This window comes from Flavobacterium sp. DG2-3, assembly GCF_030730925.1.
GTDB lineage: Bacteria > Bacteroidota > Bacteroidia > Flavobacteriales > Flavobacteriaceae > Flavobacterium.
In genome coordinates, this window is the sequence record NZ_JAVAMB010000031.1 from 18,816 (window position 1) to 30,950 (window position 12,135).

Sequence of the window (12,135 nt, forward strand, 5' to 3'; positions counted from 1 at the left end):
ATTGGTTTAGCTAAACTACTGATTTTTATTAGAAGATTAACGTTAAAACATAAAAAAAGCCTTAATAATAAGGCTTTTTAATTTTTTAGAATGGTACATCGCTATCGTCATCATCGTCATTTAAATTACTTCCGAAAGCTTCGTTAGCAGATGGTAAATTTTTAGTTATATATTGATTATCATCATGATTCATTTTAGAAGGCAAGTCATCATAACCTCCTGTAAATTCATCAAGATTATCAAATTTTCCTAAGTGTCCCAAAAATTTCAAACGAATGTTTTCAATACCACCGTTACGGTGTTTTGCAATCATAATTTCAGCCTGACCCGCAGTTGGCGAAGCTTCTTCATCATCCCATTCTTCAATTTTGTAATATTCTGGTCGGTATAAGAACGAAACAATATCGGCATCCTGCTCAATTGCTCCAGATTCACGAAGATCCGAAAGCAAAGGACGTTTACTAGATCCACGCGTCTCAACGGCACGCGACAACTGAGAAAGTGCAATAACTGGAACGTTAAGCTCTTTTGCCAATGCTTTTAAGTTTCGGGAAATTGTCGAAATCTCCTGCTCACGATTTCCTCCTCCTTTAGCATTTCCTCCCGCAGTCATCAACTGGAGGTAATCGATAATAATAATTTTAATACCATGCTGCGACGCCAAACGACGACATTTTGCTCTTAAATCGAAAATAGAAAGTGAAGGTGTATCATCAATAAATAAAGGCGCTTTCTCTAAATCTTTTACTTTAGTACTCAACATGGTCCATTCGTGAGCCTCTAATTTACCGGTACGCAATTTTTCTGATGACAATCCTGTCTCCGAAGAAATAAGCCTCGTAATTAACTGTACAGATGCCATCTCTAGAGAAAACAAAGCTACTCCGTGTCCATATTGGATAGCAATATTTCTGGCCATAGAAAGGACAAATGCCGTTTTTCCCATCGCTGGTCTCGCCGCGATAATAATTAAATCCGAAGGCTGCCATCCAGATGTTAGCTTATCCAGATTATGAAAACCAGTTTCTACACCACTTAATCCCTCTTTTTTAGAGATCTCTTCAATTTTCTTTTTAGCTTGTAAAACCAAACTCTGTGCGGTTTCAGAACTACGCTTGATATTTCCTTGTGTAACTTCGTATAATTTAGATTCAGCCTGATCCAATAAATCAAAAACGTCTGCACTTTCATCATATGATGCTTCAATAATTTCTGAAGAAATTCGAATCAAACTTCTTTGAATAAATTTTTGAAGGATGATACGCGAGTGAAATTCGATATGCGCCGAAGAAGCAATTTTCTGAGTCAGCTGAATTAAATAAAAATCTCCGCCCGCTATATCCAACTTACCGTTTTTCTTTAACTGAGTCGAAACCGTTAAGATATCGATTGGTTGCGTTTCGGTAAAAAGCTGCAAAATCGCTTCAAAAATATGTTTGTGTGCGTCTTTGTAAAAAGCATCGGGTTGCAAAATATCAATTACATCGTCAACCCCTTTTTTATCAATCATCATTGCTCCCAACACAGCCTCTTCTAAATCAATGGCTTGCGGTGGCAACTTCCCTTTTTCTAAGTTGATAATTGTGGTTTTGTCGACCTTAACCGGGTTTAAGTTTTTGAAATTTTCCATATAGCGAAAGTAGCAAAATTTAAAAAAAATCTGCTATCGAGTTATAACTAATAATTGTTTATAAATAATACTGATTTGTTCATAACCAAAAAAAAATCCGAAACCGCAGGGCTTCGGATTTTTAATCATTTGATATGAATTTACTCTTTAAACTCGCCCATATTACTGTATTTGTCCATTCTCTGGGCAATTAAGTCGGCTGTTGATAAGTCTTTTAATTCGTTGTATCCTTTAGTGATGTATTCTGCTACCGTTTTAAAAGTAGTTTCGCGGTCGTAGTGTGCTCCGCCTAGTGGTTCAGGAATTACATCATCAACTAATTTTTGTTTTTTCATGTCAGAAGAAGTTAATTTTAAAGCTTCTGCTGCACGCTCTTTATACTCCCAGCTTTTCCATAAAATAGAAGAGCAAGATTCTGGAGAAATTACAGAGTACCAAGTGTTTTCTAACATATACACACGATCTCCAACACCAATTCCTAAAGCTCCACCAGAAGCACCTTCACCTACGATAATCGTAATGATTGGCACTTGTAGACGAACCATTTCGAAAATGTTTCTAGCAATTGCTTCTCCTTGCCCTCTTTCTTCCGCTTCAAGTCCAGGGTATGCACCTGGAGTATCTACTAAAGTAAGAACTGGAATTCCAAATTTCTCTGCCATTTTCATCAAACGCAAAGCTTTACGGTACCCTTCAGGATTTGCCATACCAAAATTACGGTACTGGCGTGTTTTTGTATTATAACCTTTTTGCTGACCGATAATCATAAACGACTGTCCGTTTATTTTACCAAGACCACCAACCATTGCTTTATCATCTTTAAAACTTCTGTCTCCATGAAGTTCTAAGAAAGTCTCTCCGCAGATTGCTTTGATATAGTCTAAAGTATAAGGTCTATTTGGGTGTCTTGACAATTGTACCCTCTGCCAAGCCGTAAGGTTTTTATATATATCTTTCTTAGTCTGTTCTAATTTCTTGTTGATTTCCTTGCACGTTGGGGTCACGTCAACGTCAGATTCTTTCCCAATAATAACGCACTTTTCTAACTGGTCTTCAAGTTCTTTAATTGGAAGCTCAAAATCTAAATATTCCATGGATTTTTGAATTTTGTTTGTAAATCGAACCGCAAATATAAAAATATTATATCATTGGCGAAGTTAATTGTTATTTAAAGTATAAAAATGCATTTTAAAAATAAGGAAACTATTACAAGTTTTCTTTCTTGTTCTGATAATGTTTAAACACACCATTCAGAATAACAGTTATGATAATTATAACCGCTCCAATGTAAAATTCTACACTCATTTTTTCTTTTCCTCCCAAGATAAAATAAGCCAAAACTATTCCGTAAACCGGCTCCAAATTAGTGGTTAGCATTACAGTATAAGGCGTCAATCGTTGCATCACTTTTACTGAAGCCGTAAAAGCATAAGCTGTACAGATGGAAGCTAAAACCAACAATAAAATCCAGTTTTTTAAAGACAATTCGAAGAAATCGGCAGTAAATTTTCCTTGAAATAAAAAATAAATCGTGATAAAGAAAACGCCCGCTCCAAACTCATAAAAAGTAATAACTGAAGGTTCGTGATCTGAAATTAATTTCCCGTTCATTAACGTAAATAAAACGCCTAAAATAATTGCTGCCAGAGCATAATAAACTCCTGTGAGATATTTTATTTCTACCTGCAGAATCAATCCTAATCCTGCAATAATTATTAGTCCAAAGAAAACTTCATACCAAAGCACTTTTCTTCCATAAAACAAAGGTTCTAACAAGGAAGCAAAAAAGGCTCCTAACGAAAATATAGAAAGTGTAATGGAAACATTGGAAACGTGAATCGCTTTAAAGAAGAAAATCCAATGAAGCGCAATCAACAATCCGACAAAAATCAACTTAAAAAATTCTTTTATGGGAACTTGAAAAGACTGTTTTTTAAAAGCTATAAATCCGCCAAGAAAAATCATGGCAATCAGCATTCTGTACCAAACCAAATTATCGGCATCAATAGTAATTAAAGCGCCTAGAATAGCCGTAAAACCCCAGATAAAAACAATTAAGTGAAGATTTAAATAACTTTTTAAATTATCGTTTCGCATTACGTAATAGATAAACTGCTAAAATTCCGAAAACAATATTAGGGAACCAGACAGCCAATAAAGGTGAAAATGTAGATTTTTCGGCAAGTGTACCAAAGATTTTATCGAAGAATACAAATGAAAACGCAATTGCAATTCCAATCGCGAGGTTCATCCCCATTCCGCCTCGACGTTTCATCGAAGAAACTGAAACCGCAATGATCGTTAAGATAAAGGCAGAAACTGGTATGCTGTATTTTTTATAAAGAACAACCAGATACGTATTGATATTTCCAGAACCTCTTTTTCTTTCTTTTTCAATAAAATCAATTAATTTACCCAAAGTTAACGTTTCGGCTATATAAACGACTGGCGTTAAATCGGCCAATTCAAATTTAAAAGCGACATTTCTCTCAGGGAACTTTTCAATTACATCATTCAATTCTCCAACAGTTCTTTTTGTGTAATCGTACAAAACGTAAATTTTCTTTTTCGGATCCCATTTAATACGGCTTGCTGTAATTTTATACGTTAATTTTTCTTTTTCGAAATGTTCTAAAGAAAAATTAAAAGCTGTTTTAGTTTCTTCATTAAAGCTGTTTACGAAAATAAAATCATTGTCATTTATCTGTCTGAAAACATTAGTGTTTTCGCCCCGCATGAGCTGTTTACCGTTTCCTTTCAGATACGTATACCTAAAATTATTATAGCCTTCACTTGCTGCTGGAACAATAAAGAATCCCATCAGCAAAACGAAAATAGAAACGATTGTCGCTCCTATAATATAAGGACGCAAAAAACGTGTATACGAAATTCCAGAACTTAAAATCGCAATAATCTCTGTATTATTCGCCAGTTTTGAAGTAAACCAAATTACCGACAAAAACAAAAATATCGGGAAGAGCGAGTTAATAAAGTAAATCGTGAAATTATAATAATAGAAAGCAATATCTCCAAACGGAATCTTATTTTCAAGCATTTTATTTACCTTCTCAGAAACGTCAATTACGATTCCAATTGGCGCAAATAAAAGAAGCATCACAGAAAAAGTTCCGAGGTATCTTTTTAAAATGTATTTATCTATTATCGACAGCATAAATTTTTTGTTTATTTTGTTTCAGGTTTAATGTTTCAAGTTATCTACACAACCTAAAACTTGAAACCTGAAACTTGAAACTTTTTTAAAGTCGTTGGCTCATGTTTTTAACCATCATTTCTTTCCATGGTCTAAAATCTCCGGCTAAGATATGTTTTCTAGCTTCACGAACCAACCACATATAAAAACCAAGATTATGAATCGTGGCAATTTGTTTTCCTAAATATTCGTTAGCAGCAAACAAATGGCGTAAATATGCTTTAGAATACTCTGTATCAACAAAAGTATGCCCCATTTCATCGATTGGAGAAAAATCGGCTTCCCATTTTTTATTCTTGATATTGATGGTTCCGTTTGCTGTAAAAAGCATTCCATTTCTTGCATTACGAGTTGGCATAACGCAGTCAAACATATCGATACCTAAGGCGATATTTTCTAATATATTTATCGGAGTTCCAACACCCATTAAGTAACGAGGTTTGTCTTCCGGAAGAATTTCACAAACTACTTCAGTCATTGCGTACATTTCTTCAGCTGGCTCCCCAACAGAAAGTCCGCCAATTGCATTTCCTTGCTGTCCAGCATTGGCTATATATTCAGCCGACTGACGGCGTAAATCTTTATATGTACTTCCTTGAACAATTGGAAAAAACGTTTGCTCGTAACCGTATTTATAAGGAACTTTTTCCAAATGATTGATACAACGATCTAACCAACGGTGCGTCATGTGCATAGAACGCTGCGCGTAACGGTAGTCGCAAGGATAAGGCGTACACTCATCAAATGCCATGATAATGTCGGCACCAATGGTACGCTGAATTTCCATTACGTTTTCTGGCGTAAAAAAGTGGTAAGAACCGTCAATATGCGATTTAAACTTAACTCCTTCTTCCTTAATTTTTCTATTTGACGAAAGAGAATATACTTGATATCCTCCAGAATCGGTCAAAATATTACGATCCCAATTCATGAATTTATGCAATCCTCCTGCTTTTTCAAGAATTTCTGTTTGCGGACGTAAATATAAATGGTAGGTATTTCCAAGAATAATATCTGGATTGATTTCTTCTTTTAGCTCACGCTGATGCACTCCTTTTACAGAAGCAACAGTTCCAACAGGCATAAAAATAGGCGTTTCAATTACGCCGTGATCTGTAGTAATACTACCCGCTCTAGCTTTAGACTGCGGATCTTTTTGTAATAAATCAAACTTCATAAATTCGTTTTTCTCCCAATTGTTCGGGACGGCAAAGATAATCTAATTTAAAGAATTAGATAATTTGTGAATTAGAAAATTAGAGAATGATTAACAAACTTGAAATCTGAAACCTGGAATTTGGTAAATTAGACAATTGGACAATTAGAAAATTAGATAATGATTAAACAAACTTTAAATCTTAAACCTAGAATTTGGGCGTTCCCTTCGGTCGGGCTATCCGCTATATTCCCGATTAACAAAAACTACGGCTAAAAAGCCTTGTTTTTCTAAATCGGGAGATGCCGCTCCTATCCCTAACGCAAACTTCTTTGCATCAATTAAATGTAAAAACTGCAATTTCCATCATTTAAAATATAATATCGTAACACGATGATTTTGTAACTTTAAAACAATAAACAATTCAACAATTAAAATTTTAGAAATCATGATAAATGCTGAAGAAAAACGAGACCAAATCAAAGACGAACAGATTGAAAAAAATCTTGAGAACATGGATTATCCAGCAAACGAAGATATTTACAATCAAGATAACAAACTGGAAGATATCAATCCCGAAGAGATTTCAGGAGAACGCATCATTAACCAGAACAATCACGAATGGAAGCAAAACAGCGACAAGATCGGAAATGATTTGGATATTCCAGGCGCTGAACTAGACGATGAAATGGAAGATATAGGCTCAGAAGATGAAGAAAATAATTTTTATAGCGAAGGAGATACTGAGTGACAATCTTTTGCTTTCTCTCCAACTTAAAATCTTGCAAACCGCAAGATTTTTTTATGAATTAAATAAAAATTGTAAAAAATACACTTATTAAAAATCAAAAAGAAAAACAGTCGTTATATTTTTTTAGATAATGTAAAAAAAAGAGCAAATTTTAACAATTGCTGTAAAACTAAAGCAAAAAATCATTTGTCTCCCCGCAAAATAACGTTTACTTTTGCTTCAGTTTAACTTTTACATATAAAATGAAGCCTAACACACAACAATTAAGCGATTTAACGATCCAAGTAAGAAGAGATATTCTTAGAATGGTACATGCTGTAAACTCTGGACACCCAGGTGGTTCTTTAGGTTGTACTGAATTTTTGGTTACACTATATCAAAATATTATGGACCGCAAAGAAGGTTTTGATATGGACGGAATTGGAGAGGATATCTTTTTCCTTTCAAATGGTCACATTTCTCCAGTATTCTACAGCGTTCTAGCGCGTAGCGGTTATTTTCCAATTTCAGAATTGTCTACTTTTAGATTATTAAATTCTCGTTTACAAGGACACCCAACAACTCACGAAGGTTTACCTGGAGTTCGTATGGCATCTGGTTCATTAGGACAAGGTTTATCTGTTGCTTTGGGAGCAGCTCAAGCTAAAAAATTAAACGGAGACAAACATTTAGTTTTTACTTTACACGGAGACGGAGAATTACAAGAAGGTCAAAACTGGGAAGCTATCATGTATGCTTCTGCTAAAAAAGTAGACAACCTTATTGCTACAGTTGACGTTAACGGAAAACAAATTGACGGAACAACTGACGAAGTTTTGGCAATGGGAAGCCTTCGAGCAAAATTTGAAGCTTTTGACTGGGATGTTCTAGAAATCACAGAAGGAAATAATATCGATGCTATTATCGCTGGTTTAACTGATGCTAAATCAAGAACAGGAAAAGGAAAACCAGTTTGTATTTTATTGCACACAGAAATGGGTAACGGTGTAGACTTCATGATGCATACACACGCTTGGCACGGTAAAGCTCCAAACGATGACCAGTTGGCAGCTGCATTAGCTCAAAATTATTCTAAAGACCAAGTAGACTATTAAAAAAGTGTTCAGTATTCAGTTTTAAAGTGTTCCGAAAAAACCAGAACCTTAACAGCTGAAAAACTTAGAACCTCAAAAGATAAACAATGAAAAAATATACAAATACAGGAAGTAAAGATACTCGTTCTGGTTTTGGAGCGGGAATGACGGAATTAGGTCAGAAAAACGAAAATGTTGTAGCATTATGTGCTGACTTAATAGGATCATTAAAATTTGACGAATTCAAGAAAAACCACCCTGAGCGTTTTTTCCAAATCGGAATCGCTGAAGCAAACATGATCGGAATCGCTGCAGGTTTAACAATTGGCGGAAAAATTCCTTTTACTGGAACTTTTGCAAACTTCTCTACAGGAAGAGTTTACGATCAAATTCGTCAATCTGTTGCTTATTCAGATAAAAATGTGAAAATCTGTGCTTCTCATGCTGGTTTAACTTTGGGAGAAGATGGGGCAACTCACCAAATCTTAGAAGATATCGGCTTAATGAAAATGTTGCCAGGAATGACTGTAATCAACACTTGCGATTACAACCAGACTAAAGCTGCAACTTTAGCATTAGCAGATCACCACGGCCCAGCTTATTTACGTTTCGGACGTCCAGTTGTAGCTAACTTTACTCCTGCTGACGAGCCATTCGTAATTGGAAAAGCAATCATGTTAAATGAAGGAACAGATGTTACGATCATTGCAACAGGACACTTAGTTTGGGAAGCTCTTATTGCTGCTGAAGCTCTTGAAGCAAAAGGAATTTCTGCTGAAGTAATCAACATCCACACTATTAAACCTCTTGATGAAGAAGCTATCTTAAAATCTGTAGCGAAAACAAGATGTGTAGTTACTGCAGAAGAACACAACTACCTTGGAGGTCTTGGAGAAAGTGTTTCTGGAGTATTAGCTTTAAACAATCCAACTCCGCAAGAATTTGTGGCTGTAAAAGATAGTTTTGGAGAATCTGGAACTCCAGAACAATTAATGGAAAAATACAAATTAAACAATCAAGCAATCGTTGAAGCTGTAGAAAGAGTTATTAAAAGAAAATAATTTAAAGTTTTCTTACTTTATAAAAACCCTCGGAATTTATATTCCGAGGGTTTTTTATGGCCTTTTTTCACCCTTTCAATATTCTTTTTTCTTTTAGTTTATTACTTTAAACCAAAACTTTTAAACTCACAAACATCATTAATACAAGAGAAAAAAAAACAACAAAAAAAACCTCGAAATCTAAATTTCGAGGCTTTTTCTATATTAAACTATTTTTTAGTTCTTTTGATAAGGATATGTTTTATCAAGATGAATTCTTAAACGTCCTGGCGCTGTATAATCCTCAGGAACAAACAAGCGAGGATTTGTTATAGACTCCGGTTTTGTAGGATCAGTAAGCTCTCCTGTTGGCCTTCTAGGAACACCCCAAGTCTCTGTTTCATCAACATTTGGTGTAGCAGGATTGTCTCCAATTGGATCATAAGGATAATACAAACTAAGTCCCGTAACTGGAGCTCCAGTAGGTTTTGTAATTTCAAAACGAGTTAAATAACCGTCTCCATCATCATCATGATCTAAGAAATCAGGAATTAAATCTCCATCAGAATCATCTGGATTAGCAGGCGGATTAGGATATAATGTTGTATTTCTGTAATCGCGAACATATCCATCTCCATTAAGATCTTCCTGATAATCAAAAATACCATCTGGATTCAAAACTAATTCTCCAGCTGAAGAATAACCATTATTTTCATGATCCAATCTCTTGTAATCGTATAATTTGATTGTAAAAATTAAAGGAGAATATGCCGGAATTGTACCTCCACTAGAACTACCTGCGTAATACCCTAAACCAGAAGGAATAAACAAAACCCCAGCTCCAAAGTCTTGGTAATTTGCAGATCCGTCTTCATTATAGGTAGTTGTCCCAGTTTTAAATTGTGGAAATAATTCACTCCAACCTAATATAGTTTGAAATAAATCTAGAGAAGTCTTAGGATAAACCACTTCTTCAAACAATGTTGTGGTTAAATGAGTAGGCTCAGAAGCCGTTGCATCAACACGCTTTAAATACTCTCCTCTATAAGCCGTTACTACTCCATCTGTATTCATCGGAGAAGTACCTGAACCTTCTCTCAAAACTAAATAGTATGCTTTATAAGTTATTCCGTGTACGTATGGTATCTCTCTTAAAAGCAGTTTTGGATAAGTCGGACTATTTAAATAAGACATTACAGAAGGTTGCGTTGCTGGATCTGTTATTTTCGTAAAAGTAACATCCATATTAGCAGACACAGTAATATAATTGGTTTTCAAATATTCTTCAATATCTGCATTATCAGTATTAAATTGCTCTTGATAATCCCTAAGCGGAACAACTACTGGATCATCGTCATCCTTTTTATTACAAGAAACGATGGCAAGACCAGCAAGTAACAAAACAAAATAATATTTAAATTTATTCATTATTAGCATTTTTTTAGGTGCGCAAGATACAATATTGATTTATTTTTGTAAAGAATTTAACTTCTATTTTAGAAAAATTATGAGAATAGATAAATACTTATGGTGCGTTCGATATTACAAGACCAGAAACATGGTTACAGAAGCTTGCAAAAAGAACCAGATCACTGTAAATGGGCAAGTTGCAAAACCATCAAAAGAGGTATTTCCAACAGACAAAATTACTTTTAGAAAAGATCAAATTACACAAATTATAACGGTTTTAGACATCCCGCAAAATCGTGTCGGAGCAAAATTGGTAGACATTTATCAAAAAAATGAAACTCCACCAGAAGCTTTTGCACATTTGGAGATGCTAAAACTATCTAAAGAACATTCTAGAAGAACTGGCGCAGGACGCCCGACTAAAAAAGACAGAAGAGACATTGACGATTATGGAGATGATTTTATTGATGAGGAAGATGATGAGATTTAAATCCCAATTTTAAAAATTCCAAATTCCAAATCTTAAAACTTAAAAAGTTCAAATTCCAAATCTTAAATTCCAAATTCCAAAACCTATAGAAAAACTCAAGCAATTGGAATTTGGAATTTAGAAATTGGAATTTAAAATAATTATCTTAGCAAAAAATAAAATCATGAGCAGCAATATTATCTTAACAAACCAAGAAATCGACCATAAAATAAAACGTATCGCTTACCAAATTTACGAGACTTTTGTAGATGAGGAAGAAGTGATTATTGCCGGAATTGCTTCTAACGGATTTGTTTTTGCCGAAAAAATAGCTTCGGCACTTAGTAGCATTTCTACCTTAAAGGTTTCTATCTGCGAAGTCAAAATAAACAAACAAAATCCGCAAGAAGCGATACACACTTCATTAAGTGCTGAAGAATATAAAAACAAAGGATTGGTTCTGGTTGACGATGTTTTAAACTCAGGAACCACCTTAATCTATGCTGTTCGTCATTTCTTAGACGTTCCGCTTAAAAAATTCAAAACAGCAGTACTTGTTGACCGAAATCATAAAAAATACCCAGTAAAGGCAGATTTCAAAGGAATTTCGCTTTCAACTTCTTTATTAGAGCATGTTCAAGTTGTTTTCAATTCAGAAAACGGCGATTATGCTTCTTTAAGCTAATATTTTCAAAATATCCTGAACCGTTTCTTCGACAGATTGTCCATCAACCGAAACTTTATGTTTGGCTTGATTGTAATAAAAACTTCTGTCGAATAAATGTTTCGCGATAAACTCTTTCATTTCTTCCTCATTCATATTGGCAATCAAAGGGCGCTTACTTTTGTTATGCACCAATCTATCATATAAAGTATCAATTGATGCTTTTAAATATATAGAGGTAACATCATCGCCTTTTAGCAGTTCATGATTATTAGCATAACACGGAGTACCTCCACCTAAACCAATGATATTATTTTCTGAAGACTGTAGCAATTCGACGAACATTTCGTGTTCTAATTTTCGAAAATACACTTCTCCGTGCTTCTCAAAAATCTCATTTATGGATAAATTTGCTCTTTCTTCGATACATTTATCTAAATCTAAGAACGGAATATTTGTAATTTTTGACAAATTTTGGGCTATTGTCGACTTTCCGCAACCCATATAACCTAACAACACAATTTTTTTCATATTAATAAAACCTTATAAACTAAGCAATTGGAAACTTTTCCAAAAAAAAGACAAATTTATGATAAAATAGCTTGGAAACTTCAAAAAAAACTCCTTATATTTGCACCCGCATTCAAGAAATTAAATGACTCGATAGCTCAGTCGGTAGAGCACATCACTTTTAATGATGGGGTCCTGGGTTCGAGCCCCAGTCGGGTCAC

12 protein-coding genes and 1 tRNA gene are annotated in these 12,135 nt (G+C 34.6%); 6 read left to right on the forward strand and 7 right to left on the reverse strand.

The genetic code is table 11. The annotated features are described in order from the left end of the window. Positions 1-85 precede the first annotated feature (85 nt). From dnaB to tgt, 5 genes are all read right to left on the reverse strand, one after another. A complete protein-coding gene (dnaB, locus tag Q9Q97_RS22725) occupies positions 86-1,630 on the reverse strand; it encodes a replicative DNA helicase (RefSeq protein ID WP_306161346.1) in 1,545 nt (514 codons plus the stop codon). Between the two features lie 140 nt (positions 1,631-1,770). Beyond that, positions 1,771-2,724: an acetyl-CoA carboxylase carboxyltransferase subunit alpha gene (locus Q9Q97_RS22730; protein ID WP_306161348.1), complete on the reverse strand. Its 954-nt coding sequence runs from the start codon at positions 2,722-2,724 to the stop codon at positions 1,771-1,773. A 112-nt stretch (positions 2,725-2,836) separates the two neighbouring features. Continuing rightward, a complete protein-coding gene (locus Q9Q97_RS22735) occupies positions 2,837-3,727 on the reverse strand; it encodes a DMT family transporter (RefSeq protein ID WP_306161350.1) in 891 nt (296 codons plus the stop codon). Continuing rightward, positions 3,714-4,802, reverse strand: coding sequence for an LptF/LptG family permease (locus Q9Q97_RS22740; protein ID WP_306161352.1), 1,089 nt, complete (start codon positions 4,800-4,802; stop codon positions 3,714-3,716). The genes Q9Q97_RS22735 and Q9Q97_RS22740 overlap by 14 nt, the downstream gene beginning before the upstream one ends. An 85-nt stretch (positions 4,803-4,887) precedes the next feature. Beyond that, a complete protein-coding gene (gene tgt / locus Q9Q97_RS22745; protein WP_026727521.1) occupies positions 4,888-6,018 on the reverse strand; it encodes a tRNA guanosine(34) transglycosylase Tgt in 1,131 nt (376 codons plus the stop codon). Between the two features lie 427 nt (positions 6,019-6,445). On the opposite strand from tgt, the gene Q9Q97_RS22750 reads away from it, so the two are divergent. The 3 genes from Q9Q97_RS22750 to Q9Q97_RS22760 all read left to right on the forward strand — a co-directional run bounded on the left by Q9Q97_RS22750 (position 6,446) and on the right by Q9Q97_RS22760 (position 8,882). Beyond that, entirely contained in the window at positions 6,446-6,748 is a 303-nt protein-coding gene (locus Q9Q97_RS22750) for a hypothetical protein (protein ID WP_306161354.1), read from the forward strand. A gap of 242 nt (positions 6,749-6,990) precedes the next feature. Continuing rightward, positions 6,991-7,842, forward strand: coding sequence for a transketolase (locus Q9Q97_RS22755; RefSeq protein ID WP_306161356.1), 852 nt, complete (start codon positions 6,991-6,993; stop codon positions 7,840-7,842). An 86-nt stretch (positions 7,843-7,928) separates the two neighbouring features. After that, entirely contained in the window at positions 7,929-8,882 is a 954-nt protein-coding gene (locus Q9Q97_RS22760; protein ID WP_306161358.1) for a transketolase family protein, read from the forward strand. A gap of 216 nt (positions 8,883-9,098) precedes the next feature. Here Q9Q97_RS22760 and Q9Q97_RS22765 read toward each other — a convergent pair whose 3' ends face one another. Continuing rightward, positions 9,099-10,289, reverse strand: a complete 1,191-nt coding sequence (locus Q9Q97_RS22765) for an FKBP-type peptidyl-prolyl cis-trans isomerase (RefSeq protein WP_306161360.1) — start codon at positions 10,287-10,289, stop codon at positions 9,099-9,101. A gap of 79 nt (positions 10,290-10,368) precedes the next feature. Here Q9Q97_RS22765 and Q9Q97_RS22770 point away from each other — a divergent pair, with 79 nt between their 5' ends. Then, positions 10,369-10,761 carry an RNA-binding S4 domain-containing protein gene (locus tag Q9Q97_RS22770; RefSeq protein ID WP_306161362.1) on the forward strand — a complete coding sequence of 131 codons (393 nt, stop codon included), beginning with the start codon at positions 10,369-10,371 and terminating at the stop codon, positions 10,759-10,761. A 163-nt stretch (positions 10,762-10,924) separates the two neighbouring features. Then, positions 10,925-11,425, forward strand: coding sequence for a phosphoribosyltransferase domain-containing protein (locus tag Q9Q97_RS22775; protein WP_306161364.1), 501 nt, complete (start codon positions 10,925-10,927; stop codon positions 11,423-11,425). Here the strand turns inward: Q9Q97_RS22775 and Q9Q97_RS22780 are convergent. Then, the gene (locus Q9Q97_RS22780; protein ID WP_306161366.1) at positions 11,417-11,935 is read right to left on the reverse strand and encodes a shikimate kinase; all 519 of its coding nucleotides are present in this window, start codon (positions 11,933-11,935) and stop codon (positions 11,417-11,419) included. The genes Q9Q97_RS22775 and Q9Q97_RS22780 overlap by 9 nt on opposite strands. Before the next feature lie 126 nt (positions 11,936-12,061). Here Q9Q97_RS22780 and Q9Q97_RS22785 point away from each other — a divergent pair. Further along, positions 12,062-12,134: transfer RNA gene (locus Q9Q97_RS22785), tRNA-Lys, on the forward strand. Position 12,135: the final 1 nt, after the last annotated feature.